This window comes from Pseudomonas sp. EL_65y_Pfl1_R83 (assembly GCF_963970695.1).
Lineage (GTDB): Bacteria > Pseudomonadota > Gammaproteobacteria > Pseudomonadales > Pseudomonadaceae > Aquipseudomonas > Aquipseudomonas tritici.
In genome coordinates this window covers 146,306-172,249 of sequence record NZ_CAXAQI010000001.1, presented here as the reverse complement: position 1 = coordinate 172,249, position 25,944 = coordinate 146,306, and the positions used below count along the sequence as shown (strand labels likewise).

The following is a 25,944-nucleotide window of genomic DNA, read 5'->3' as shown; positions in this document are numbered from 1 at the left end:
CCGCCAACATGAGCAAGCGCAAGCTTATACCGCTGCTGATCTACATCCTGTTCCTGCTGGTGCCGATCTATTGGCTACTGAACATGTCCTTCAAGAGCAACACCGAAATCCTCGGCGGGCTGACGCTGTTTCCGCAGGATTTCACCCTGGCCAACTACAAGGTGATCTTCACCGATCCAAGCTGGTACACCGGCTACCTCAACTCGCTGTACTACGTGAGCCTGAACACGGTGATCTCCTTGAGCGTGGCGCTGCCGGCGGCCTATGCGTTTTCGCGCTACCGTTTCCTCGGCGACAAGCATCTGTTTTTCTGGCTGCTGACCAACCGTATGGCGCCGCCGGCGGTGTTTTTGCTGCCGTTCTTCCAGCTGTATTCGTCGATCGGTCTGTTTGACACGCACATCGCCGTCGCCCTGGCGCACTGCCTGTTCAACGTGCCGTTGGCGGTGTGGATCCTCGAAGGCTTCATGTCCGGCGTACCTAAGGAAATCGACGAAACCGCCTACATCGATGGCTACTCGTTTCCTAAGTTTTTCGTGAAGATTTTTATCCCGTTGATTGGCTCCGGTATCGGTGTGACCGCGTTTTTCTGCTTCATGTTTTCCTGGGTCGAACTGCTGCTGGCGCGCACCCTGACCTCGGTCAACGCCAAGCCTATTGCGGCGGTGATGACGCGCACGGTCTCGGCGTCGGGTATCGATTGGGGCGTACTGGCGGCGGCGGGGGTGTTGACTATCCTTCCCGGCATGCTGGTGATCTGGTTTGTTCGCAACCACGTGGCCAAGGGCTTTGCCCTGGGCCGGGTCTGAGGAGTCGATGATGGAATGGATGGCCTGGACCACCCCCACGGCGCTGTTCTTTGGCGGCATAGCCCTGATCCTGGCGGGCATGACCACTTGGGAACTGCGCTCGCCGAGTATCCCCCGGCGGGGTTTTCTGCCGATCAGCACCACCCGTGGTGATCGTTTGTTTATCGGTCTTCTCGGTAGCGCTTACCTGCATTTGCTGGTCATCGGCGTTACCGACTGGAGCATCTGGGTGGCGTCCGCGCTCTCCCTGGTATGGCTGTTGAGTGTGATGCGTTGGGGCTGAAGCCCTTGTGAATAAACCACCTGGAGGTCTCTATGTTGAATAAAAACAATAAGCTGCGACATAGCATTTCATTGGCCGCCGTACTGGCCCTCAGCGGTTTGAGCGCCTCGGCCTGGGCCGATGCGTATGAAGATGCCGCAAAAAAATGGATCGGCAGCGAGTTCAAGCCGTCGACGCTCACCGAAGCCCAACAGCTCGAAGAGTTGAAGTGGTTCATCAAAGCCGCCGAACCCTTCCGTGGGATGAAGATCAACGTGGTGTCGGAAACCCTCACCACCCACGAGTACGAGTCCAAGGTGCTGGCCAAGGCCTTCACTGAAATCACCGGGATCAATCTGACCCACGACCTGCTGCAGGAAGGCGACGTGGTGGAGAAGCTGCAAACCCAGATGCAGTCCGACAAGAACATCTATGACGGCTGGGTCAATGACTCGGACCTGATCGGTACGCACTTTCGCTACGGTAAGACCGAATCCATCACCGACCTGATGGCCAATGAAGGCAAGAACTTCACCTCACCGACCCTTGACCTCAAGGACTTCATCGGCATCTCATTCACCACTGCGCCGGACGGCAAGATCTACCAATTGCCCGACCAACAGTTCGCCAACCTCTACTGGTTCCGCGCCGACTGGTTCGAGCGCCCCGAGCTGAAAGCCAAGTTCAAGGAAAAATACGGCTACGACCTCGGTGTGCCGGTGAACTGGTCGGCCTATGAAGACATCGCCAAGTTCTTCAGCGAAGACGTCAAGGAAATCGACGGCAAGCGCATTTATGGGCACATGGACTACGGCAAGAAGGACCCGTCCCTGGGCTGGCGCTTCACCGATGCCTGGTTCTCCATGGCCGGTGGCGGCGACAAGGGTCTGCCCAACGGCTTGCCGGTGGACGAGTGGGGCATTCGCGTGGAGGACTGCCACCCGGTGGGCTCCAGCGTCACCCGTGGCGGCGACACCAACGGCCCGGCCGCGGTATTTGCCACACAGAAATACGTGGACTGGATGAAAGCCTACGCGCCACCGGAAGCGGCGGGCATGACCTTCTCCGAATCCGGCCCGGTGCCGTCCCAAGGCAACATCGCCCAGCAGATCTTTTGGTACACCGCGTTTACCGCCGATATGGTCAAACCGGGCCTGCCGGTGGTGAATGCCGACGGCACGCCGAAATGGCGCATGGCGCCGTCACCTGTCGGACCGTATTGGGAAAAGGGCATGAAGAAGGGCTATCAGGACGTCGGTTCCTGGACCTTCCTCAAGTCGACGCCGGAGAAACAGAAACTCGCGGCCTGGCTTTACGCGCAGTTCGTGACCTCGAAGACCGTGTCACTGAAGAAAACCATCGTTGGCCTGACGCCGATTCGTGAGTCCGACATCAACTCCCAGGCCATGACCGACATGGCGCCGAAACTGGGGGGGTTGGTGGAGTTCTACCGCAGCCCGGCCCGTACCGAATGGTCGCCAACCGGCACCAACGTGCCGGACTACCCACGCCTTGCGCAACTGTGGTGGAGCAACATTGCCGCTGCTGCCAGCGGCGAGAAAACCCCGCAGCAAGCGCTGGACAACCTGGCCAAGGAGCAAGACGCGATCATGGCGCGCCTGGAACGCTCCAAGGTGCAGCCGGTGTGCGGTCCGAAAATGAACCCCGAGCGTGACGCGCAATACTGGTTCGACCAGCCGGGCGCGCCAAAACCGAAACTGGCGAATGAGAAACCCAAAGGCGAGACCGTGAGCTACAGCGACCTGCTCAAGTCGTGGGAGGCGGCGCGTAAGTAAGCGCTTTGAGTGGAGCAAAACGGCACTCAGGTGCCGTTTTGTTTTTCCGACACTCACAGCATGCAAATTTCAGAACGATATAAATCAAAGGTGGGGCTGGCTTGCCAGCTCCCACCTGTTGTCCTGCGGTGACTTGACGATCACGCCGCCTGTGGCTGAACCAGCAACTCCCCCTCGACATCCTTGACCAACTCACTGGCCAAAAACAGCGGTGCCAGGCGTTTATGCAGTTGTGGCTCGACAAACTCCTTCACCGTCTCCAGCGCCAGTACGCCGCTCAACGGCAACTCGGCCTTGGTGTACGACAACCAGGCTTTCTTCAGTGCCTGCAACACATCACTGCCGGCGGTGGTGGCGAAGCGGCGGTGGGTAGGTTTACCGTCAAAAGTGAAGGTGTGCTGGAACGCGTAGCCGGTTTCATCACCCTGGCTGGCGGTGCAGCGGATGCAGGTGCACGGGCCTTCGCCGAAAGCGCTGCGCAGGTAGGCGTTGAAGTCCACCACGGGTTTGAGTGACAGGCGCTTATCCACCTCGAACAGGTCCCCGGTCATTTTTTCGTCAGTGTTCAACGTCCATTTCCTCGCAGATTCGGCGGTTTTTCAAAGCGCGGCACAATAGCAGCCGAGCGCCTGTTTGTGGGTGATTTGCATAACAATAGACCTCGATATGCTTTTCTCGTCTTAAAAATCGTGGCTACCCTCGTTCACCTTCTCAAAAGTGCGGCAGAACCCCATCACCCTCAAGCGCTTCTCTTGGACCCTTCTGGTTGCCTCGCTGGCGTGCTGAAAAACAAGGCCGACAGCTGGAAGGACTACTTCTTTGAAGAAGCCCACAGTGGTAACGGTAGCTGACCCCCCCAAAAGTGAATTTGCAGTGTTTGAGGGGTCAGCGGAAAAACTCTCCGGGCGTCGCATCAAACTGCTGCCTGAACGCATTGATAAACGCCGACGTCGACTCATACCCACACCCCAACGCGACATCTGTTACCCGCTCGCCTTGCTCCAGGGCGGGCAGGGCGGTGAGCAACCGCAAGCGCTGGCGCCATGCGCGAAACGTCAGCCCGGTATCCCTCAAAAACAACCGGCTCAACGTCTTCTCACTCACGTCCAGCTTTTGGCTCCACTGGCCCAACGTTGTCTGCTGCTCCGGGTGCAGGTTTAAACTGCGGTAGATCTGGCGCAAGCGCGGGTCCAGTGGCAGCGGCAGCATCAAATCAACCTGCGGCGCCGCCGCCAGTTGGTCCAGTACCACCTGCGCCAAACGCCCATCCGGCCCATCCTCGGCATATTCCACCGGCAGTTCGCTGAAGCTGCGGATCAACTCGCGCAGCAAACTGCTCACTTCCAACACATGACAGCGCTCAGCCGCCCAGGCCGTGACGCTGCAATCGAGGTACAGGCTGCGCATTTCCGTGTGGGGCGAGCTGAACACGCGGTGTGGCATTCCTGCCGGTATCCACACCGCGCGCTGTGGCGGCGCTACGAAACGGCCGACGCTGGTCTGGATCTCCAGCACCCCGGAAATCGCGTAGGACAATTGCACCCAAGGGTGGCTGTGCCGACGGGTCAGCGCACGGTTGGGCAGCGATTCAGTGCGCCCATACACCGGCCGTGGCAGGCTGGAGAGCCCGGGCACACTGCGGCGGACGGTCTTGTCATGTCCTTTAGGCGGCATTTACTGGCTCATTGGCGTTAGTCGGTAATAAACCGTTACGTTAGAGTCGCGGTGACGCTCTTGGCAACCCCTGGAAGATCCTGCTTATGACCCGCCCGCGTTTCCTGCCCGACAACTTCACCCTGACGCTGATCGCCACGGTGATCCTCGCCTCCCTGTTGCCCGCCAGCGGCCAGACCGCCGTGGCCTTCGGCTGGGTCACCAACCTGGCTATTGCGCTGCTGTTTTTCCTGCACGGCGCCAAGCTGTCGCGCCAGGCCATTGTTGCTGGCGCCGGTCACTGGCGCCTGCACCTGCTGGTGTTCAGCCTGACCTTCGTGCTGTTCCCGCTGTTGGGCCTGGCGCTCAAGCCGCTGCTGTCACCGTTGATCGGCAACGACCTGTACATGGGCATGCTCTACCTCTGCGCTTTACCGGCTACCGTGCAGTCGGCGATTGCCTTCACGTCCCTGGCACGCGGCAATATCCCGGCGGCGATTTGCAGTGCGGCGGCCTCCAGCCTGTTTGGCATCTTCCTCACGCCGCTGTTGGTGACGTTGCTGCTCGACGTGCACGGTGACGGCGGCTCGACCGTCGACGCAATCCTGAAAATCAGCGTGCAATTGCTGCTGCCGTTCATCGCCGGGCAGATCGCGCGTCGCTGGATGGGTGAGTGGGTGGGGCGCAATAAATCCTGGCTGAAATTCGTCGACCAAGGCTCGATCCTGCTGGTGGTGTACGGCGCGTTCAGCGAAGCGGTCAATGAAGGCATCTGGCACCAGATCCCTCTGTGGGAACTGGGCGGCCTGGTGGTGGCCTGCTGCGTGTTGCTGGCCTTGGTGTTGGTGGCGTCGGCGGTGCTGGGCAAGGCCTTCGGCTTTAACCAGGAAGACCGCATCACCATTCTGTTCTGCGGCTCGAAGAAGAGCCTCGCGACCGGCGTGCCGATGGCTCAGGTGCTGTTTGCCGGCGCGACCATGGGCGTACTGATCCTGCCGTTGATGCTGTTTCACCAGATCCAGCTGATGGTGTGCGCGGCACTGGCCCAGCGTTACGCCAATCGGCCAGAATCGATTCAGGCGCTGACGGCGCAAGTCGATCCTTGAGGCGTCGTGTTACTATTTTTCCGCGCTGCTCAAGGGCCGGCACTGGGCCGGCTTGATCAACGCGGAAACTGAGTAGACCGACCCGTCAATGAGCATTTCAGCCGCAACCCCCCAAACCAATTGGCAACCGGTCATCGCCCTCGCGTTGGCCGCCTTTGTGTTCAATACCACCGAATTCGTGCCCGTTGGGCTGCTCAGTGCCATCGGCGCCAGCTTCGACATGCCGGTGTCCAGCGTCGGCCTGATGCTCACGATCTACGCCTGGATCGTGTCCCTGACCTCCCTGCCGGTGATGCTGCTCACCCGCAACATCGAACGGCGCAAGCTGCTGATCGTGCTGTTTTGCATGTTTATCGTCAGCCACATTCTCTCCAGTGTCGCCAACAGTTTCGGCCTTCTGATGCTCAGCCGCATCGGCATTGCCTTGTCCCATGCGCTGTTCTGGTCGATCACCGCGTCGCTGGCGGTACGTCTGGCGCCGGAAGGCAAGCAGGTGCAAGCCCTCGGCCTTCTGGCCACCGGTACTTCCCTGGCGATGGTCCTGGGCATTCCGCTGGGTCGCCTGCTCGGCGAAGCCATGGGCTGGCGCACCACGTTCCTGGTGATCGGCGCCTTCGCTGCCGCGCTGGTGTTCTGGCTGGCGCGCACCTTGCCGCTATTGCCGAGCCAGAACTCCGGCTCCCTGCGCAGCCTGCCGCTGCTGTTCAAGCGCCCGGCGCTGGTAGCGCTTTATGTGCTTACCGCGATGACCGTCACCGCGCAATTCACCGCCTACAGCTACATCGAACCCTTCGTCGAAGGCGTGGCCGGTATGAGCGGCAGCGCGGTGACCCTGATCCTGCTGGTATTCGGCGGCGCGGGCATCATCGGCTCGCTGCTGTTCAGCCTGGTGCACCGCTTCAACCCGCATGTATTCGTCGTCAGCGCGGTATTTATCCTGGCCGCGTGCCTGGCGCTGTTGCTGCCGTTGAGCGGTGCGCAATCCTACCTGGTGGTGCTGAGTATTTTCTGGGGCATGGCGATCATGGGCTTTGGCCTTGCCATGCAGTCCAAAGTGCTGGTGCTGGCACCGGATGCCACCGACGTGGCCATGGCGATGTTCTCCGGCATCTACAACATCGGCATCGGCGGCGGCGCCCTGATGGGCAGCTGGGTCGGCAGCCAGTTCGGCTTCGCCTGGGTCGGCGCGGCGGGCGGGTTGCTGGCGGCGGTGGCGTTGATTGGTTACTGCTTGGCGATCAGGCAGTTTGGGCCGGGTGTGCCCAGGTAGGAGCAAACAAGCTCGCTCCTACGACCAGACAAGTCTTACACAGTATTTGATACCCATTGCTACCGTCGCCCAGGACCGCCCACCGCCTGTGGTGACGGCACTTGAACAGCAATGGAGTTGATTGTGCATAAGCGTTTGACCGCAGAGTTCATGGGTACTTTCTGGCTGACATTCGGCGGCTGTGGCAGCGCCATTCTGGCGGCGGCATTCCCGGACTTGGGCATTGGTTTTGTGGGTGTTTCGCTGGCGTTTGGTCTCACGGTATTGACCATGGCCTACGCGGTAGGGGGAATATCCGGCGGGCATTTCAACCCTGCAGTGACCATTGGCCTATGGGCGGGGCGCCGCATTCCTGCGGGGGATGTGCTGCCGTACATCGCGGCGCAGGTCAGCGCAGCGATTGTCGCTGCTGCGGCGTTGTACCTGATTGCCAGCGGGCAGCCGGATTTCGCTGTGGGTGGTTTTGCCGCCAACGGTTACGGCCCATTGAGCCCAGGCCTCTTCGACATGAAGGCGGCGTTGCTGGCCGAACTGATTGCCACGTTTTTCTTCGTATTCATCATCATGCGCGTGACAGCACCTGGTGCTGTGCCTGGCTTTGCGCCGATTGCCATCGGCCTGGCGCTGACCTTGATTCACTTGGTTCTGATCCCGGTGACCAATACGTCGGTGAACCCCGCCCGCAGCACCGGGCCGGCGTTGTTTGCCGGGGGCGAGTATAGGGCGCAGCTGTGGTTGTTCTGGGTGTCGCCGGTTGTTGGCGGGGTGTTGGGAGCGTTGGCAGCTCGCACTTTGGGCGAGCAAAAGCCGGCTTGAAACCTTATACATTTGAGAAAATCGGTACAGCCTTAACGCTCGACAGTGTTGGCTCCGGCTCTTTTCCAAAGTGCCCCGCGGTAAGGGCGGAAGCCCTATCAGCCGTTACTCAAATAACGGATATGTACCCCACCAAGAATTGCCCCCCACCCAATCCAAAATGAAGCTTTCATGACAAAAGTTCGGTAGCTCCCAGCCCCCCCTGTCTCTCCTATGTAACGCGCTGGAGGCCGCCACAAGCTGCCTCCCCAGCCGTCAGCAAGACGCCAGGAGTGGGGCAAGTGGGAACTATGGAACGTTACTCGAAAGTAGGCATGCAGGAGCTCGACCAGCGCCTGTCGAAGATCGTTGAAGCCGCGCGCAAGAAGCCGGTTTCGGTTTACCGCTACGGTGCGCCGTGGGTGTGGATTGTCTCTCAGGACGACTGGCAGGGCGCGTTGAAGGAAGTGTCCAGCTACATCCCGGCGGGCCATTCCCTGGTGTTGCTGCGCCCGCAGATCGACGAAGTGCTCGACCAGCACCGTGAGTGGCTGGTGGCCGAATCCGCGATGTCGATCGCCCCGCACACCGTGCTGCAAGTCCTCTTGCTGCAACTGCTGTATTCGGTACCCAGCGAGCAGCAACTGCATGAACAGCTGAACTACAACCTGCTGTTTCGCTGGTTCGTCGGCCTGGACCTGAACCAAAAGGTCTGGAGCATTCATGTGCTCACCCGCGACATCGCCACGCTGCTGAATAACCCGCGTGCGGTGCAACTCATCCAGAAAATCATCGGTGACGTGTTTTGTGGCGCCTTGCTGCACATGCCGGAGTTCTCGCTGAACTTCGCGCTGTTGCACACCTGGCTGGCACGCCACGGTAACACCTCGATCACCAGCAATTGAGCAGGCCGCATGCCGGGCAATCGGTGGCGGCGCAAAAAATCATAATGTCAGGGGGCGGTGTGGAACATCTGTTCAAATTAACGCTGGCGCTGTGTTGCGTGACGCTGGGGAGCGTGACGCAAATCGCGTTGGCCGAGGAAGAGCAAGCGGCGCGCAAGGTCGACGTCAACGAGTACTTCGTGCGCGGCAACACGGTGCTCGATGCGGCGACGATCGAGGAGGCGGTGTACCCGTTCCTCGGTCCGCAAAAAACCTTGGGCGATATCGAAGGCGCCCGCGATGCGCTGCAGAAGATCTACCAGTCACGCGGCTATCAGTCGGTGTTTGTCGAGCTGCCGGAGCAGAAGGTCGATGACGGCATCGTTTACCTGCAAGTCAGCGAAACCAAGGTGGGACGCGTGCGTGTGGTCGGCGCCAAGCACTATTCGCCGGTGGAAATCCGCGAGCAGGTGCCAGCGCTGGAAGAGGGCGCGGTGCCAGACTTTGCCACGGTGCAAACCCAGTTGGCCGGCCTCAACCGCAGTGCCGGGCGCCAGGTCACGCCGCTGGTGCGCGAAGGCCAGCGCCCCGGCACCATGGATGTGGATTTACAGGTGGAAGACCAGAACCCTTGGCACGCCAGCATTGGCCTTAACAACGACTACAGCGCCGACACCGAAAAGCTGCGCTCGGTGGCGACCCTCGGCTACGACAATCTGTGGCAACTGGGCCACAGCATCTCGCTGACCTATTTCACCGCGCCCCAGGACAGCGCCAATGCCAAGGTCTGGTCGGGCGCCTACAGCGCGCCGCTGGATGAGCGCTGGACCTTGCAGTTCTCGGGTTACCAGTCAGACAGCAACATCGCCACCCTCGGCGGTAGCAACGTATTGGGCAAGGGCCACTCCTACGGCGTGTCGGCCATTTACAACCTGCCGGCGGCGGGAAACTGGGCCAACTCGTTTTCGTTCGGCGTGGACTTCAAGGACTTCGACGAACAGCTGAAATTCGGCGCCAGCAGCGACCAGGTGCCGCTCAAATACGCACCACTCACCTTTGGCTACAACGGCTTTCGCTACACCGAGCAATCACAGTTGGGCTTGGGCCTGAACCTGGTGGTGGGCACCCGCGCGTTCTTCGGCTACGGCAGCGACGCCGAAGAATTCGAGTACAAGCGCTACAAGGCCAGCGCCAGTTTTGCCGTGCTCAAGGGTGATCTGAATTACACCTACACCTTCGCCAACGATTGGCAGTCAGCTACCAAAAGTGGCTTCCAACTCGCCTCGGGGCCGCTGGTCTCCAACGAGCAGTATTCCGCCGGCGGCGCCACCTCGGTGCGCGGCTACCTGGCGGCCGAACGTACCGGGGACGAGGGTTACTTGCTCTCCCAGGAACTGCGCACGCCGTCCCTGGCCAAGTTTCTCGGCAGTTATGTGCAGGAGTGGCGCTTTTACGCGTTCGCCGAAGGCGCGCGCATGCGCCTGCACGACCCGCTGCCTGAGCAAGAAGACGAATACAGCCTGGCCAGTGTCGGCCTGGGCACCCGCGCCAGTTTGAGCAAATGGTTGTCCGGCAGCCTGGATTGGGGCTACCCGCTGCTCGATGGACCGAACACCCAGAAACAGGACTCGCGACTGCACTTCAGTGTGCAGGCGACTTTCTGACTTTTTCTTCCGGAGATTTCACCCATGCAACGCCTATTCCTGAGCCTGTTGATCTGCCTGGGCTTCGCGCTCCCGGCCACCGCCCATGCCTGGTGGCAGGACGATTGGCACTACCGCAAACAGATCTCGGTAGACACCACCGCCCAAGGCGCCGCGATCAACCAGGCCCTGGGCCGAACCGCGCTGCTGGTGCGCCTGCACACGGGCAATTTCACCTTTGACGGGGTCAAGGAAGACGGTGCGGACCTGCGCTTTGTGAGTGCCGATGACAAGACCGTGTTCAACCACCAGATCGAAAGCTTCGACCCGTTGATGGGCATGGCGCTGATCTGGGTCGATGTGCCCAAGGTCGAAGGCGGCCAGCGCCAGGACCTGTGGATGTACTACGGCAATCAGAAAGCCGCGGCCTCCGCCAACGGCCAACTGACGTTTGACCCGAACTACACTGCGCTCTACCACTTTGATGGGGCCACAGCCACACCGCCCCGGGACACCACGGCCTACGCCAACACCGCACTGAACGCCACGGGCGTGAGCATCGACGGCGTGATCGGCCGCGCCTTACAGTTCGGCGGCCAGCCCTTGATGTTGCCGGCCAGCCCATCCTTGCAACATGCAGCCGGTGGCGCATTCACCTTCAGTGCCTGGCTGCGCCTGGACCAGGCGAGCGGTGAGCAAGTGGTGCTGGCCCGGCGCGACGGCTCCCACAACCTGCTGCTGGGCGTGAATCAAGGCATGCCGTTTGTGGAAATCGACGGCCAGCGCGCCGTGTCGACCCAACCGCTGAACCCTGGCCAATGGCAGCACTTGGCGTTCACCGCCGAAGGTGAAAAGGTCTCGCTGTATGTGAATGGCCGCGAAACCGCGACCCTCGCTGTCGCCTTGCCAGCGTTCAATTCCCAATTGGCCATCGGTGCCGACCTGCCGGAAGCGGGCAGCACGCACCAGCCCTTCGCCGGCGCCATCGATGAGCTGCGCCTGTCCAAAGTGGCGCGCCCGGCCGCGCTGTTGCTGGCCGACGCCAGCGCCCAGGGCGCCGAGTCGAAGCTGGTGGCCTATGGCGTGGATGAAGAACAGTCCGGCTTTGGTTTCGGCAGCCTGGGCTTCCTGCTCAACGCGGTTCCCGTCGACGCCTGGGTAATCATCCTGGTGCTGGTGGGGATGATGTTCCAGTCGTGGGTCATCATGCTGCGCAAGAACCGTCAGGTCAGCCGCCTCAGCAGTGCCAACGAGGTCTTCCGCGAGCATTTCGCGCAGATCGGCACCCGCCTGGAGATGTATGCCGACGACGCGCAATTGGCTGAGCGCCTGACCCATTCTTCGCTGTGGCGTCTGTACCTGGTGGCGGTCAAGGAAATCCGCACCCGCCGCGCCCAGGGTGCTGACACTTCTTCGGTCTCGGCCGCGACTATTGAAGCGATCCGCTGCTCCATGGACGGCGTGCGCACCCGCGAAAACCAGGCCCTCAGTTCCAAGCTCTCGACCCTGTCCAACGCCATCGCCGGCGGCCCGTACATCGGCCTGCTCGGGACGGTGCTGGGGATCATGGTGGTGTTCCTCGGCACCGCCATGGCCGGTGACGTGAACATCAATGCCATCGCGCCGGGTATGGCGGCGGCCTTGCTGGCCACGGCCATGGGCCTGTTTGTCGCGATCCCGGCGCTGTTTGGCTACAACCGCCTGATCACGCGTAACAAGGAAGTGAGTGCGGATATGCGCGTGTTTGTCGACGAGTTCATCACCCGCCTGGCGGAGATGCACGGCGAGAGCCAGCACAGTGAAGCCGCGCACCGCGCACCGCATCACGCACCGGTTCCGGCCTGAGGAGAGTTGCCATGGCTTCTGTAAATGCCTCCCACGACGATGACGATGATGCCGCCGTCGACAGCATCAATATCACGCCCCTGGTGGACGTGCTGATGGTGGTGCTGGTGATGTTTATCCTCACCGCCACCGCCCAGGTCTCGGGTATCCAGATTCACCTGCCCAAGGCCAGCGCCTCGGTGTCGTTGTCGGAGGCCAAGACCAAGGCGATCTCCGTGAACGACGGCGGCCAGGTGTTCCTTGACGCTTACCCGGTAACCCTCGGCGAGCTCGAAGAACGCCTGCGTATCGAGAAAGCGCTGAACCCCGATTTCCCAGTGATCGTGCGCGGCGATGCGATGGTGCAGTACCAGAAGGTGATCGAAGTGCTCGACTTGCTGCGCCGGCTGGAGCTGTCCCAGGTCGGGCTGGTCACCGGCAAACCGAGCCAGGGCTGAGCCATGACCGCACAGATCCCAATCGCGCCACTGCCCGTGAAAAAGAAGCCGCCATTGCACCCATGGAAGTGGGGCGCGGGCCTGTTGCTGGGCGCCGTGGCGGCCTGGTTTTTGTGGCAGTGGGCCAATGACATGAGTGGCGTGCGCCGCGAAGCGCCCAAGGTGCCGACGATTATCCCGTTGCCGCCGCAACCGCCACCGCCTCCAGAGAAACCCAAGGAGCCCGAGCCCCAGGTCGAAGAAAAAGTCCCGGAGCCGGTGCCAAGCCCCGAACCCGAAGACGTCAAGCCGGCAGAGGAAGCGCCGCCTTCGCCCAACGAAGACCTGGCCAACCCGATGCAGATCGATGGCGATGCACAGTCCGGCAATGACGGTTTCAACATTGGCGCCGGCAAAGGCGGCGGCATGGCCGGCAGCGGTGGTGGGTTGGGTACCGGCACGTACAAGCAGTACCTGGCCGGCACCTATCAACGGCTGATGCGCGATGACCCGGAATTACGCAAGAAGGCTTTCTCGATACAGATAGACCTGTGGTTGGGCACCGATGGCCAGGTCACTAAAGCACTGGTGGCCAAGTCCAGCGGGGACGCCGAGACCGATGCCCAGATGCTTGCGCTGATACGTGCACCGCGTGCCACGCAGAAGCCGCCGGCGTCGCTGACGCTGCCCATGCGCCTGTCCCTCAAAGGCCGGCGCCCGGATTAATTGAATGCTTTTTTCAACGGTTTTTTACAGGAGTTGCGTACACATGATTTCCCCCGTGAATCGACTGACCCTGGCGGTCGGCATGGTCATCGCGACCCTGGTCGGCCAGGCGACTGCCGCCCCGGTCGCGCCCTCGGAAAACGTCACGATCAACCTGATCCGCCTGTTGGTGCAGCAAGGCGTGCTCAAGCAGGAAACCGCCAACGGCCTGATCGCCCAGGCGGAAAAAGAAGCCCAGCAGGCACGACAGGCCAATGCCGCGCCGGTGGTTGCCGCAGGCCCGGCCGCAGCGCCCGGCGATGTGCGTGTGCAATATGTGCCGCAGGCGGTCAAGGATCAGATTCGTGACCAGGTCAAGGCCGAGGTCATGGCCACCGCCAAGCAGGAAAACTGGGCCCAGCCCAATACCTTCCCGGACTGGATCTCGCGTATCACCTTTGACGGCGATATCCGCCTGCGGGATGAGTCGCGCTACTTCTCAGGCAACAACAGCAACGAAATCGTCGACTACGCCAAGCTCAATGACAGCGGCCCGTACGACACCAACAAAGACACCAACACCAAGCTGCCACCCCTGCTCAACACCACCAAGGACCGCGAAAACCTTTTCCGCCTGCGCGCGCGCCTGGGCATGAAAGCGGTGCTGTCGCCGGAATGGACCGCCGGCATCCGCATTGGCACCGGCTCCGACAACAACCCGGTGTCCACCACCCAGACCTTGGGCGGCGGCTTTGGCAAGAAGGACATCTGGCTCGACCAGGGCTATCTCAGCTGGAAAGCCACCCAGGACGTGACCCTCACCGCAGGCCGGTTCGCCAACCCGTTCTATTCCACCGACATGATGTATTCGGGTGACCTGAACTTCGACGGTATTGCCGCCAATTTCAACCATGCCCTGAACAACGGGTGGGGCCTGTTCGGCACCCTTGGCGCGTTTCCGGTGGAGTACACCTCCGACTCGGCCAGCAGCAACGGCTTCGACAAAGAAGACAGCGAGACCAAGTGGCTGTTTGGCGGACAGATCGGCGCCAACTGGAAGATCAACCGCGAAAACAGCATCAAAGGCGCGATGGCGTACTACCACTTTGACGATATCGAAGGCCAACGCTCCGGCGCGTGTGAGCCGTGGGCCGGGCAGCCCGCCTGCGACAGCGACGGCTCGCGCCTGGCCTTTATGCAAAAGGGCAACAGCGTGTTCCTGCTGCGTGATATCACCCCGAACCCGGCCACGCCTGGCTTGACCCCGCAACCGCAGTTTGTCGGCCTGGCGTCCAAGTTCGACGTGCTTGACCTGAACCTGGCGTGGGATGCCGAACTGCCGAGCGACTTCAAACTGCGTACCCAGGGCAACTTCATCCACAACCTGGCCTACGACAAGGGCGAGATGCTCAAGCGCAGCGAAGGCGAGATCGTCAACAACATCAACAGCAAGGGCCAGTTCGAGAGTGGCGGCAACGCCTTGATGGTGCAGATGACCCTCGGCAGCGCGCTGGAGATGCGCAAACGCGGCGACTGGAACGTGCTGGCTGGCTACAAATACATCCAGCCCGACGCCTTGCCCGACGGCTTCAACGATTCCTCGTTCCACCTGGGCGGGACCAACGCCAAGGGGTACTTCATCGGCGCCAACTACGGCATCGAAAAGAACCTCTACGCCAGTGCGCGTTGGTTGAGCGCATCAGAAGTGTATGGCGCGCCGTTTGAAGTCGATGTGATGCAACTGGAACTCAACACGCGCTTTTGATGCGCAGGGAGATGCCACATGAACACGCGAATCTGCGGGCTGCTCTTGGTGTTCGTTGCCACGGCGGCCTCGGCTGAAGGCATGGAGGAGCGCTTGCGTACGCAATTGCGCAGCACCACCCAGCAATTGCAGGCGCTGCAAAGCGAACAGGCCCAGGCCAGTGCGGCGCGCATCGCCGCTGAAACCCAGGCCAAGCAGGCCCAGGCGCAAATCAAACAACTGACCGCTGAGCTGGAGAAGACCCGTGGCGTGGCCGAGCAAATGGCCGGCCAGCAACAGAGCCTGCACAGTCAGGCGCAAGCCCAGGTCGCGGCGAGCAATGAGCAGATCGGCAAGTTCAAGAAGGCTTATGACGAACTGCTGGTGCTCGCCAAGGGTAAAGAAGCCGAGCGCGCTCGCTTGCAGGCACAGCTGAGCGAACGTGACACACAAGTGCAGCAATGTTCAGTCAAGAATCAACAGATGTACGGCGTGGCCCAGCAACTGCTCGCGGCCTACGAAAAAATCGACGTGGCCGAGGTGATGAGTATTCGCCAGCCGTTCGCCAGCAGTGCGCGGGTCAAGTTCGAGGAACTGGCCCAGGGCTTTGGCGACGATTTGTACAAGAGCCGTTTCGACGCGCCCCAGGCAACTGCCAATCATTGATAGACAGATCAGAGATCACCATGAGCGAATTGATCACCAGCGTCACCACCCAGAGCCTCACCGAGCTGCTGCAGGAAGCGGGCTACCGGGTCAATCAGACCGAACAGAACGGTATCGTGCAATTGCTCAGCGCCAGCCAGGGCATCGGTTTTGCCGTGCGCTTTGGCAACCCGGCGGCAGAGCAGGGCAACTATGTGGATTTCACCTACAGCTGCGCGCTGCGTATCCAGGGCGAGTTGCCTGAAGGCCTGGCCCAGGTATGGAACGCATCGCGGCGCTTTGCGCGGTTGTCGGTGCAGGGCGAATTCCTGCTGATGGAAATGGACGTGGTGGTGGCCGGCGTGGGCGCCACGCACCTGCGCAGCCAGCTGGAACTGTGGGATCGCCTGTTGCAGGAGTTTATCGTCTACCTGCGTGAATACAGCCAGCAGGCGGCGCAGTTGCAGGCCCAGGCCGACGTCGAGGCGCCCGTATTGTGAAAAAGCCAACCTTGATGGTCGGCGCGGGTGCGCTGGCCTTGCTGGTGGTGGCGGTGGGTTTGAGCGTGCGACCGGGCAGCGACCCGGTGGCGGCTCAGCAACCGGCACCGGTGCTCAACCTTGCGCCGAGTGGGCCAGCGGTGGCACGCCTGGGTAATCAGCAGATCGACCTCACGGAACTGAAAAGCGTGCTTGCCAGCCTGCCGGCCGAGTCACGCGAGCAATTGCGCGGTAACCGAGGTGCATTGGAGACCTGGATCCGTTCACGTCTGGCACAAAAGGCGGTGCTCGAACAGGCCGACGCGCAAGGCTGGCGCCAGCGCCCGGAAGTGGAACAGCAAACGCGAGCCGCCACTGAGCAAATCGTGTTTCGCGACTACATGCTCTCGGTCAGCCAGGTGCCGGCCGACTACCCCAGCGCGGCTGAATTGCAACAGGCCTACGACAGCGGCAAGTCGCAATGGATGTCGCCGCCGTTGTATGGGGTGAGCCAGATTTTCCTCGCGGCGAATGACCCGCAAACCCTCGACACAGTACGCCGCCAGGCCCAGGAACTGAGCCGCCGCGTCCAGGCGTCACCGGGTGATTTTGCCGCCCTGGCCACGCAGTTTTCCCAGGACACCGACTCCGCCACGCGAGGTGGAGACTCGGGGATGCAGCCTTTGCAGCAACTGGTGCCCGAAGTGCGCAGTGCGGTGTCGCGCCTCAAGGTCGGCGCCGTGTCGGATGTGGTGCAGAGTGCGGCAGGGTTTCATGTGCTCAAGCTCACCGGCCAGCAACCGGCGCGCACGGCGACCCTGGACGAACTGCGCGAACGCCTGACCCAGGCCTTGCGCGCCCAGCGTCAGGAGCAGATCGCCAAGGCTTACCTCGAGGGCATGCTCAACACCGCCACCCTGAGTATCGACGGTGCAGAGCTGAACAAGGTGTTGGAGTAACGCGTTTCAACCCGCATTGGATGCACAGACAGACAAGACAGGGAGTCTCCCATGGCATTTCTAGAACCGTCTGGCCTTCAGGGGCCGTCCGCTTATCGCGCACCGGGCGAGGGGCGCAGCACCTGGCTGGCCCTGGCCGGAGAGATTGACCCGGAGGTGGCGCGCTACTTTCTGGTGAGTGCGCGCTGCGGCTGTTTCATGCAGGCGGCGCGCAGTTTGAATATCAAGGCGACGCTGTTGCGCAAGCGCTTGGCGCAGTTGGAAGAACATCTGCGCCATTCGCTGTTCACCTATCAGGGCAATGGCTTGGTACTTAGCCGCGATGGTCAGCAGTTGCAGGCTCAGTTAATCGCCCTGGCCCATGAGCGGCGTCTGCCGGTCACGGAGCAACCGCTGATTCGGCTGGCGGTGGCTGAGCCGATCCTGCACGACATCCTTGGGCGCGACCTGATTGCCTTGCTGCGACGCAATGCCAGCGTGCGCCTGGAGATCATCTCCATCGACAGCCAGTTGTCCCTGCAAGCGGTGGAGGTGGACGTGGTGCTGTGGTTGTCGGACGCCGATGCCCCGGTGCCCGGCCCGAGCTTTGTCACCGAGCCGCCGCGAGCCCTGGCGCGGCTGCAATATTTGCCGCATATCGCCAAGCGTTATTCACGGCTCACGACACGGCCGGACAGCGTGGAAGACCTGGATGACTACATGCTGGTGCAGTGGCAGCCTGATACGCAAGTTGGCGCGTTGCAGCCGTGGAACCGTGTGGTGGAGCAGCGTTTGGCGGCGGTGGTGCAAGTGCATGCTTATTCGCTGATGCTGGAGATGATTCGTTGTGGCGCCTGTATTGGGTTGCTGCCGCACTACATGAGCAGTGTTGACCGTGGGCTTGTGGCGTTGCCGGGCTTGTTGGCCGAGAGCATGCAGCGCCACGTGTGGCTGGCGGTGAATGCGCAGGTGGGGGATGCGCAGGCGGTGCGGATGATTGTGGAGTTGATCGTCAGCACCTTCGAAGGCCGCCGTGAGTGGTTTGATTGACTGCACGTGTTCAATCAGATGCCCTACGCAGATGACTGGCGGCGGCTGGTTTCAACGTTGCAGCACACCTCGAAAGGTCGCGCTCAGGGCGCGCAACGTTTCCCTGGAGCGCGCGTCACTGATCCGGCTATAAAGCACCACTTCACTCACGGGCAACGCCGGCAACCCATATTGCTCGCTCACCTCCACCGCGCCAGCGGGTGCCACGCGGTGGGCGAGGGCGGCTACGCCGAGGCCGGCGCTGACTGCCGCCCCCACGGCCATCACACCGCCGCCGACGAATACTTCGGTCCAGTCGATGCGCGCCGCGTCCAGTGCGCGTGTGGCCAAGTGGCGAACGCCGCAGGGCGCGGCCATGGTCGCCATGCGCAGAGGCTTGCCGGGGCTATGTTGCCAGGTGGGCGCAGCGAACCAGCCAAAGCGTTCCACCACCAACACTTCGCCGTCCTGGCGGTCGCCCTCGTTGCGTACGATCACCGCGTCCAGTTCGTTGCGATCGAAGGCGGCGACCAGGTCGCGGGAGGAGGCGATGCGGACTTCGAGGATCACCAAAGGGTCATAGGCGGCCAGGCGGCTGAGCCAGGTCGGCAAGTCCGGGCCGGCGACGTGGTCGCTGATGCCGATCACCAAGCGACGCGGTGCGTGGGAGCCCATGTCGCCCAGCGCGCGTTCATGGGCATTGAGCAGCGCACGCGCGGCCACGATGAACTGCTCGCCCTGGGGCGACAGCCGCACGTGCCGTGGCGTGCGCTCAAGCAGGCGATAGCCGAGGCGCTCTTCAAGGCGCTTGAGCTTAAGGCTGATCGCGGCCTGGGAGGTGTCGAGGGCCTCGGCGGCACGGGTGAAACTGGCGAAATCCGCCACCAGTACGAAGGCGTGCACAGTGTCGATATCCAGAGGTTTGAGCACGTCAGTCATATCGGATCCTTATTGCACCTATATCGGCTCATATCTTGTTGAAATCATCACGGGTGCGCAAGCTGGAACCTCATCTTGCCAGGGAGCTTTTTTATGTTCGCCAAACAATATTCACACCGCTTGCCCGCCGACTATGACATGAACGTGATTCGCCGACGCGCCGCGCAGTTGGGGCCGTTGTGGGATCACGCTGAAGGGTTGCTGTTCAAGGCGTTTATCGCCCAGGAGACTGGCGGCAATGTGTATTCCTCGGTGTACCTGTGGGCCGACCCGTTGCAGGCCGCTGACTTCTTGCTGGGGGAGCGTTTCCAGAAAGTGCTCGACAGCTTCGGTCGTCCGCATATCGAGAGTTGGCTGCCGCTGGATGTACAACGCGGTCCGGCGCGGAACGCGCTGAGTTTGTATCGGGAGGAATGGCCGCTGGCGCCTGGCGCGGACCGCGCGGGCATATTGGCCGATGAGAAACGACGGAATCAGCAATTGGCTGAGAGCAACGACACGTTCGCGGTGCTCCTCGCGCTGGACGTGCAAGCGTGGCGGTGGGTACGGTTTACGCTGTCGGCCAAGACGCTGGATGCCGAGCATCCAGGCACGGGCTATCAGGTGCTCTATCTGGCACAAGGCGTTGCGCCCTAGCGATAACTGCGCCAGTCTTGGTGGCCTTATCCTTGTCGTTGAAACAATCTGTGATCCAGGCCACCCGTTTGACACTCATCTGCCATGCCGCCACGCCTCTGCAAAAGTGCGGGCGTTTTCCGGACGACGAGGCGGTGGCGATGGATTGGCAGGGGGCGGCACTTTCCCTCGCCGGGCGTTATAAGGAACCCCGGCGTTTGTTGTGCGGGCCGGAAATACGCGCACGGCAGACAGCCGGCTTGTTCGGCGGTGACGCAGGAGTCGAAGACGCCCTGCGTGACGCTGATTTCGGCCAGTGGAAAGGCCAGGCCATCAGCCAACTGAATGGCGATCAGTTAAACACCTGGCTCACTGACAGCGCGTGCGCACCCCATGGCGGCGAGTCAGTGGAGGACGTTTGCACGCGTGTCGCGCAGTGGATGCAGTCTCTTGAAACCCAACCCGGCCATATCGTCGCCATCACCCACCCCTTCGTGATCCGCGCCGCAATGCTGTACGTCATGCAGTTTCGGCTCTCGATGTTCTACCGTATCGACGTCGAGCCGCTGTCCACCACGGAGCTGCGCTTCAATACGGTCTGGCGCCTGCGCCTGGAAACTCACGCCTAGACGCCTGAACATGGCAAAATCCACGCCCCGCACTGAGAGCTACCCATGAAACGCATCCTGATCATCGGCATTGGCGCCGGCAACCCTGACTACATCACGATGCAGGCCGTGAAGGCGCTCAACCGCACCGACGTGTTTTTCCTGATGGACAAGGGCCAGAGCAAAGACAAGTTGATCGACCTGCGTCGCGAGATCTGCGAGACCTACATCACCGAGCCTGGCTACCGCTTCGTCGAGGCCGATTGCCCCGAGCGTGTGCGCGGCGATATCGACTACACCACCGCCGTGCAGGACCTCAACCGCGACAAGCAGCAGACTTTCGAGCGCATGATCAATGAGGAAATGGCCGACGGTGAAGTGGGCGCTTTCCTGGCGTGGGGCGATCCTGCGCTGTACGACAGCACCATCCGCATTCTGCAGGCGATTTTGGCCAGTGGTCGCTGCACCTTCGCGTTCGAAGTCATCCCCGGTATCACCAGCGTGCAGGCCCTGGCCGCCCAGCACAAGGTGCCGTTGAACCGCATCGGCAAGTCCGTTGAGATCACCACCGGGCGCCGTCTGGCGGCGGGGCAGGCGAGTGATGCCGACACCCTGGTGGTCATGCTTGACGCCGAAGATTCCTACCGTAGCGTTGCCGATCAGGATCTGGACATCTATTGGGGCGCCTACCTCGGCACGCCGGACGAGATCCTGATCAGCGGCAAGGTGAGTGAGGTGGCCGAAGAAATCCAACGGGTGCGCAAGGCCGCGCGCCTTGAAAATGGCTGGATCATGGACACTTATTTGCTACGCAAACCCTGAGGTAACGTCCCATGCTTAAACTGTTTGCCCTGGCGCTGACCCTGCTAGCCGGTGCCGCTCATGCCGACGATACGCTGCACACCGACTTGCCGTTGTCGTACCTGGAACAGACCCAGGGTGATGCGCGCAACCAGCCGCTGGTGATTTTCCTGCACGGCTTTGGCAGTAACGAGGAAGACCTGTTTGGCATCAAGGACGCGCTGCCATCCACGTGGACTTACTTGTCGGTTCGGGCGCCCATGCCGGTCGGTCCGAATGGATTCCGCTGGTTTACCAAGACGCCCGGTGACGGCGATTACGATGGTGTAACGGCCGATCTTCAGCGCAGTGCGGGGCTGATCAAGGACTTCGTCGGCAAAGCCACTGCCAAGTACCACACCCAGAGTGATCGCGTGTTCCTGATTGGTTTCAGCCAGGGCGCGATCATGTCGTATGAGGTGGCGTTGCGTGACCCGCAGCTGGTGCGAGGGATTGCGGCGTTGAGTGGCAGTGTGTTGCCGGTGCTCAAAGCTGAGCTGAAACCGGATGAGTCATTGGGCAAGCTGGCGATCTTTATTGGCCACGGCACCTTGGACCAGGCGCTGCCGTATGCCTCGGCGACCCGGGCGAATGAGGTGTTGACGGGGCTCGGGTTGAAGCCGGAGTTTCATGGGTATCCGGGGATGAACCACACTGTCAGTGAGTCGGAAGTGCAGGACTTGAAGGTTTGGCTGGAAAAAAGCCTGAGGTAAACGCGGTTAAAAAATGTGGGAGGCTTGCCTGCTCCCACATTGGTTTTGTGTTGATTGGGCAATCGGGTTACTTACCGCCTGTAATCTGCTTCACCAGCGCCGCATGCCCCTTGGCATCATCCGCCCGCGAAATCGCCTGGATCACCAGCAAATGATTTCCCGAGCCACCGAGGAATGTGGATTGCAGCGTCTTGCCACCACCCTGGGTCGCGGTGCTGTCCACTTGGCGCAGGCCCAGGCCCTTGACGTTCAGCTTCTTCTCGCTCTGCTTCTTGAAGTCAGGCAGTGCTGCGCTCTGGTCCTTGACGAATCCGGCCACGGCGCCATCGAGGAACTGCGCGTCGTTATCCCCAATGGTTACCCCGTCTGCACGCACCGTTTCGGCGACGATCACCACACTTTTCGTGGTCTGGTTGGCGTACATCGTGCCTTGGGTGTCGGCGGTTCCATCATCCGCCTTGCCAGCCGGCAAGGTGTCGGCGGTATAGGCCCTGGGCAGCTTGAAGGTGAACTTCCCGCCCAGTGTGGAGATGGTCTGTGTGGTCGGCTTGGCGGCGGCGAAGACACTGCCTGCAGAAAGCGCGAGGACCAGCAGGGCGACGGTCTTGGTGAAAGTGGCCATGAAGCGCTCCAGGGATGAACGAAATTGCGGCATATTCTGTCAGAATTTTCGCAAGATCGTTCACCGATAGCCTCACGCCTTGTCGGACTCTTCCTCAAGTCGATCCATCTCAAACAGGCGCGCCAATTCCGCCCGCGCTTCCTGGGCCGTTTGCATCACCTTGGCAGCGTCGTCGTACACCGCGTGTTGCGCGGCCAGCACTTGCAGGTCGTGGTTCTTGAAGCGTGTGATGCGCGCATCGGCCTGAGCCTGGCTCAAGCCCAGGCCGACCAGGGTGCGACGGCTCATTTCCAGGCTGGAGTAGAACGTCTCACGAATCGGTGAGGCGTCCAGGTCCACCAGGCGGTGTACGTGCTGGCGGTTACGCGCACGGGCGATGATCTTCATGTGCGGGTAGAGGTTGCGCACCTGTTCGGCAGTCTTGATGTTTATCTCCGGGTCATCCATGGCGATCACAAAGAATTCCGCCTGGTCGACCTTGGCCGCATGCAGGATCTCCGGGCGTTGCGGGTCACCGTAGAACACTGGCATGCCACCGAAGCTGCGGGTCAGTTCGATGGTCTCTACCGAGGTGTCCAGGGCGATAAACGAGATATTCTGCGCGCGCAGGATCCGCGCGACGATCTGGCCCATGCGGCCCATGCCGGCAATGACCACGCGCGGTGCGTCGCTTTCAATGGCGCTGTATTCCTCGGGCACTTCCACCGGCTTGACCTTGGGCTTGAACAGCTTCGGGCACACCAGCAACAGCAGCGGCGTTACGGCCATGGAGAGGGTGATGGTCAGCACCAGCACATCATAGAGATGAGGTTCGAATAGGCCTTGGTCGCGACCGATCTTGAACACGACAAAAGCAAATTCACCCCCGGCCGCCAGCACCACGCCCAGGCGCAGGGCGCTTTCGCGGTTGAGGTCGCCCACCAGCCGGCCGACGGCGTACAGCAGCGGCAGTTTCAAGCCGATCAGCAGCAACGTCAGCCCGATCACCACCCATGGCGAGCTCAGTAGCAGACTGAGGTTTGCGCCCATGCCCACGCTGATGAAGAACAGGCCCAGCAGCAGGCCCTTGAACGGTTCGATCTGGGATTCCAGTTCGTGGCGGTACTCCGAATCCGCCAGCAGCAAACCAGCGAGAAAGGCGCCCAGGGCCATGGACACGCCCACCAGTTCCATCAACCAGGCTGTACCGATCACCACCAGCAACGCCGTCGCGGTGGACACTTCGCGCAGGCCGGTCTTGGCGACGATGCGAAACACTGGCCGCAGCAGGTAGCGACCGCCGATGATTACCACGGCGATGCTGCCGAGGATCTGTAATACATGCTGCAGGCCCTGGGCTTCCGTGGTGGGGTGATCGCTGCCGGCCAACAGCGGCACCATGGCGATCAGCGGGATCGCAGCGATGTCCTGGAACAACAGAATGGCAAACGCCAGGCGACCGTGTGGTTGGTTCAGCTCCTTGCGCTCGGCAAGGCTTTGCAGGCCGAACGCGGTGGACGAGAGCGCCAGGCCCAGGCCGAGCACGATGGCGCTGTTCCACGACTGGCCAAACAGCCACAAGGCCACCACGCCCATCACCAGACCGGTGAACATCACCTGGGCCAGGCCAACGCCAAACACCGCCTTGCGCATCACCCATAAACGCTTGGGTGACAGTTCCAGCCCGATAATGAACAGCAGCAACACCACGCCCAGTTCAGAGAATTGTGCGACGCTTTGCGGGTTGCCGATCAGGCCGAGCACCGACGGGCCAATGATCACGCCGGCAAACAGATAGCCCAGCACCGCGCCCAGTTGCAGGCGTTTGGCCAGGGGCACGGTCAGCACGGCGGCGAGCAGGAACACCACGGCTGCTTGTAACAGGTTGCCTTCATGGGGCATTGCGAACTCCAGGATCTTTAAAGCCAATCAATAGACGGTTATTAGAGCGCTTTTTACATGTCGAAAATTGTGTTTTTGCAGCGCGTGCAACGGCATTGAGCCTCACCCTTTGTTACTATCGCCATCCCTTTTCACTAGGAGTCACCGCCCCATGCAGCACCAGTGGGATGAAATGCACCGCACCCGCAAACCCACGTTCGTACTGTGTGGCGAGCCTCAGGGCGATGTGCTCAATCTCTACGTTCACGGTTATTCGGCGTTCTTCAATCGGCAACAATTGGGCAGCTTCCAGGCGCAGTTGGCGGGTATCGAAGGCTCGACCAACCTGATGCTGTTCTGGCCGGCAGGGCATTTCCTGGAAAACCTGTTTGCTCCCTTCAAGGATGTACTGGGCGCGATGCTCAGTGGCGTCAACCTGGGCGCGGCGACTGTGGGGGTGGGCAAGGCGATTGCTTATTTCCTCGATCACTACAAAAGCGTCGAGGCCCGGGTGGACGAAGTCGCCAGGAGCCTGTTGCCGGAACTCGCCAGCTACTTGCACGGTGAATCCCTTGAAATACGGCGTATAAACCTGATCGGCCATTCCCTGGGCGCGCGCATTCTGGTCAAGAGCCTGTTAGCCAGCCCTGAAACTGCCCGCGAACTGCCATTGGACAACCTGTTGTTGATGGGCGGCGCGATCTGCACATCGAGCCCGTGGGATGAAGTCTCGGCACCCCTCAAGGGGCGCGTAATCAACTGCCACTCCAGCAAAGACTGGGCCCTGGCGATGAAACCGGATACCGAACGTTGCATCGGCCGCCATGCGATCCCGGTGACGCCAGCGCTCAAGGCCAAGGTTACCAATGTGCACCTGGCAACTTTCGACCACGCCGCCTATTGGCCGCAGTTGCGGACGGTAGTGCAGTACACCGACCTGTTGCACGAGCGACGCGGCATGATCCGTTCCGATCAACGCAGCACTGAGGTACGTTTTGCCGAAGAGGACGCAGAACTGTTCCCGGCGTTGGTGCAGGCACGGCCGGAAGAATTGAAGTTCCTTGCTGAATTGATGGCGCAAAAGCGCAGCGCTTCAATCGACGCCACCGTGCGCGAGCCACTCAAATTGGCCATCGAGTTGCAACGCATGGGCGGCGATACCTTTATGAACCTGGCCCGCGGCCATGGCGTGAGTTACCGCCAGGTCGCCGAAGATGTGGTGCAGCGGTTGGGGATCAAGTTTGACGGACCTCTCGATACCGTCGAATTGGCAGACCTGGAAGCCCAGGTTGCGGAAAAACTCATCGAACAATATAAAGACAAACTCAGTAACGCTGACCGGCAGGTGTTCGACGCGGAGCTCAAGGCGGCCGCGCAAAAGGAGCAGGGGCTGTTCAGCCGTTTCGATGTTGGCCGATCAGCCACCACGGCGTTGAGTGGTACGGCGTTGGCCGGGCTGACCGGGTTTATCCTGCGCCGTGGTGCAGCCACGGCGATTCCGGTGGTGGGCCAGGCTGTGGCAGCGGCGATGCTGCTGGTGAGCGGTGTCCGCGCGTTTTCCGGCCCTGCGTATTCGATCACCACCCTGGCGGTGCTGGTGATTGGTTTGATCCGCCAGCGCATGGAGCGTGAAGCAATGAGCCAGGAGATGGACCTGGTGGTGCACGTTGTCGAAGCGTTCGATCTGCCGCGGGAGACGGTGATGCGCACGGTTGCGTCTGACTGATA

At 61.3% G+C, this 25,944-nt stretch carries 26 protein-coding genes; 21 read left to right on the top strand and 5 right to left on the bottom strand.

Annotated elements, in window-relative coordinates:
* The first annotated feature begins 8 nt into the window (after positions 1–8).
* From AACY08_RS00740 to AACY08_RS00730, 3 genes are read left to right on the top strand one after another with little or no spacing between them, the layout of a single operon-like run.
* Entirely contained in the window at positions 9–809 is an 801-nt protein-coding gene (locus tag AACY08_RS00740) for a carbohydrate ABC transporter permease (RefSeq protein ID WP_003232361.1), read from the top strand.
* A gap of 10 nt (positions 810–819) precedes the next feature.
* The gene (locus tag AACY08_RS00735; RefSeq protein ID WP_003232363.1) at positions 820–1,092 is read left to right on the top strand and encodes a DUF2160 domain-containing protein; all 273 of its coding nucleotides are present in this window, start codon (positions 820–822) and stop codon (positions 1,090–1,092) included.
* Between the two features lie 32 nt (positions 1,093–1,124).
* Positions 1,125–2,867: an ABC transporter substrate-binding protein gene (locus tag AACY08_RS00730; RefSeq protein ID WP_339467355.1), complete on the top strand. Its 1,743-nt coding sequence runs from the start codon at positions 1,125–1,127 to the stop codon at positions 2,865–2,867.
* Positions 2,868–3,007: 140 nt separating this feature from the next.
* Here the strand turns inward: AACY08_RS00730 and AACY08_RS00725 are convergent, their stop codons facing one another.
* On the bottom strand, positions 3,008–3,436 hold the full coding sequence (locus AACY08_RS00725) for a hypothetical protein (RefSeq protein WP_339467353.1): 429 nt from the start codon (positions 3,434–3,436) through the stop codon (positions 3,008–3,010).
* A gap of 316 nt (positions 3,437–3,752) precedes the next feature.
* On the bottom strand, positions 3,753–4,541 hold the full coding sequence (locus tag AACY08_RS00720; protein ID WP_339436941.1) for an AraC family transcriptional regulator: 789 nt from the start codon (positions 4,539–4,541) through the stop codon (positions 3,753–3,755).
* 86 nt (positions 4,542–4,627) lie between these two features.
* Here AACY08_RS00720 and AACY08_RS00715 point away from each other — a divergent pair, with 86 nt between their 5' ends.
* The 13 genes from AACY08_RS00715 to AACY08_RS00655 all read left to right on the top strand — a co-directional run bounded on the left by AACY08_RS00715 (position 4,628) and on the right by AACY08_RS00655 (position 18,040).
* Positions 4,628–5,626 carry a bile acid:sodium symporter family protein gene (locus AACY08_RS00715; protein ID WP_339467351.1) on the top strand — a complete coding sequence of 333 codons (999 nt, stop codon included), beginning with the start codon at positions 4,628–4,630 and terminating at the stop codon, positions 5,624–5,626.
* 88 nt (positions 5,627–5,714) lie between these two features.
* Entirely contained in the window at positions 5,715–6,896 is a 1,182-nt protein-coding gene (locus AACY08_RS00710; protein WP_339467349.1) for a sugar transporter, read from the top strand.
* Positions 6,897–7,007: 111 nt separating this feature from the next.
* Positions 7,008–7,712 carry an aquaporin Z gene (aqpZ, locus tag AACY08_RS00705; RefSeq protein ID WP_339467348.1) on the top strand — a complete coding sequence of 235 codons (705 nt, stop codon included), beginning with the start codon at positions 7,008–7,010 and terminating at the stop codon, positions 7,710–7,712.
* A 290-nt stretch (positions 7,713–8,002) separates the two neighbouring features.
* Positions 8,003–8,596 (top strand): transposase, encoded by a 594-nt coding sequence (locus tag AACY08_RS00700; RefSeq protein ID WP_339419777.1) that lies wholly within the window; start codon positions 8,003–8,005, stop codon positions 8,594–8,596.
* A gap of 59 nt (positions 8,597–8,655) precedes the next feature.
* Positions 8,656–10,239 (top strand): ShlB/FhaC/HecB family hemolysin secretion/activation protein, encoded by a 1,584-nt coding sequence (locus tag AACY08_RS00695; RefSeq protein ID WP_339467347.1) that lies wholly within the window; start codon positions 8,656–8,658, stop codon positions 10,237–10,239.
* 24 nt (positions 10,240–10,263) lie between these two features.
* Complete coding sequence (locus AACY08_RS00690) at positions 10,264–12,063, top strand: DUF2341 domain-containing protein (RefSeq protein ID WP_339467346.1); 1,800 nt, start codon at positions 10,264–10,266, stop codon at positions 12,061–12,063.
* Positions 12,064–12,074: 11 nt separating this feature from the next.
* Positions 12,075–12,500, top strand: a complete 426-nt coding sequence (locus tag AACY08_RS00685; RefSeq protein ID WP_010211136.1) for an ExbD/TolR family protein — start codon at positions 12,075–12,077, stop codon at positions 12,498–12,500.
* Between the two features lie 3 nt (positions 12,501–12,503).
* Positions 12,504–13,205, top strand: a complete 702-nt coding sequence (locus AACY08_RS00680; protein WP_339467344.1) for an energy transducer TonB family protein — start codon at positions 12,504–12,506, stop codon at positions 13,203–13,205.
* Between the two features lie 43 nt (positions 13,206–13,248).
* Positions 13,249–14,949, top strand: a complete 1,701-nt coding sequence (locus AACY08_RS00675; protein ID WP_339467343.1) for a putative porin — start codon at positions 13,249–13,251, stop codon at positions 14,947–14,949.
* Positions 14,950–14,967: 18 nt separating this feature from the next.
* A complete protein-coding gene (locus AACY08_RS00670) occupies positions 14,968–15,594 on the top strand; it encodes a DNA repair protein (protein WP_065910646.1) in 627 nt (208 codons plus the stop codon).
* Positions 15,595–15,614: 20 nt separating this feature from the next.
* A complete protein-coding gene (locus AACY08_RS00665) occupies positions 15,615–16,073 on the top strand; it encodes a YbjN domain-containing protein (RefSeq protein WP_049708791.1) in 459 nt (152 codons plus the stop codon).
* Positions 16,070–17,011, top strand: coding sequence for a peptidylprolyl isomerase (locus AACY08_RS00660; RefSeq protein ID WP_339467340.1), 942 nt, complete (start codon positions 16,070–16,072; stop codon positions 17,009–17,011). Before AACY08_RS00665 ends, AACY08_RS00660 begins: the two co-directional genes overlap by 4 nt.
* Positions 17,012–17,062: 51 nt before the next feature.
* Positions 17,063–18,040 carry a LysR family transcriptional regulator gene (locus AACY08_RS00655; RefSeq protein WP_339467338.1) on the top strand — a complete coding sequence of 326 codons (978 nt, stop codon included), beginning with the start codon at positions 17,063–17,065 and terminating at the stop codon, positions 18,038–18,040.
* Positions 18,041–18,091: 51 nt separating this feature from the next.
* Here the strand turns inward: AACY08_RS00655 and AACY08_RS00650 are convergent, their stop codons facing one another.
* Positions 18,092–18,958, bottom strand: a complete 867-nt coding sequence (locus AACY08_RS00650) for a LysR family transcriptional regulator (RefSeq protein ID WP_339467336.1) — start codon at positions 18,956–18,958, stop codon at positions 18,092–18,094.
* Positions 18,959–19,051: 93 nt separating this feature from the next.
* On the opposite strand from AACY08_RS00650, the gene AACY08_RS00645 reads away from it, so the two are divergent.
* Genes AACY08_RS00645 through AACY08_RS00630 form a run of 4 tightly spaced genes read left to right on the top strand, consistent with a single transcriptional unit; the run spans position 19,052 to position 21,734 of the window.
* Positions 19,052–19,594, top strand: coding sequence for a DUF4865 family protein (locus tag AACY08_RS00645; protein ID WP_339467334.1), 543 nt, complete (start codon positions 19,052–19,054; stop codon positions 19,592–19,594).
* A 53-nt stretch (positions 19,595–19,647) separates the two neighbouring features.
* Complete coding sequence (locus AACY08_RS00640; protein WP_339467733.1) at positions 19,648–20,202, top strand: histidine phosphatase family protein; 555 nt, start codon at positions 19,648–19,650, stop codon at positions 20,200–20,202.
* Between the two features lie 45 nt (positions 20,203–20,247).
* The gene (cobF, locus tag AACY08_RS00635; RefSeq protein ID WP_339428104.1) at positions 20,248–21,003 is read left to right on the top strand and encodes a precorrin-6A synthase (deacetylating); all 756 of its coding nucleotides are present in this window, start codon (positions 20,248–20,250) and stop codon (positions 21,001–21,003) included.
* 11 nt (positions 21,004–21,014) lie between these two features.
* Entirely contained in the window at positions 21,015–21,734 is a 720-nt protein-coding gene (locus AACY08_RS00630; protein WP_339419797.1) for an alpha/beta hydrolase, read from the top strand.
* Between the two features lie 67 nt (positions 21,735–21,801).
* On the opposite strand, the gene AACY08_RS00625 is transcribed toward AACY08_RS00630, so the two are convergent.
* Both AACY08_RS00625 and AACY08_RS00620 read right to left on the bottom strand, forming a co-directional pair.
* Positions 21,802–22,356, bottom strand: a complete 555-nt coding sequence (locus AACY08_RS00625) for a hypothetical protein (protein WP_339436524.1) — start codon at positions 22,354–22,356, stop codon at positions 21,802–21,804.
* 72 nt (positions 22,357–22,428) lie between these two features.
* The gene (locus AACY08_RS00620; protein ID WP_339467333.1) at positions 22,429–24,237 is read right to left on the bottom strand and encodes a monovalent cation:proton antiporter-2 (CPA2) family protein; all 1,809 of its coding nucleotides are present in this window, start codon (positions 24,235–24,237) and stop codon (positions 22,429–22,431) included.
* 151 nt (positions 24,238–24,388) lie between these two features.
* Between AACY08_RS00620 and AACY08_RS00615 the strand changes: the two genes are divergently transcribed.
* Complete coding sequence (locus tag AACY08_RS00615) at positions 24,389–25,942, top strand: DUF726 domain-containing protein (protein WP_339467332.1); 1,554 nt, start codon at positions 24,389–24,391, stop codon at positions 25,940–25,942.
* The last annotated feature ends 2 nt before the right edge of the window (positions 25,943–25,944 follow it).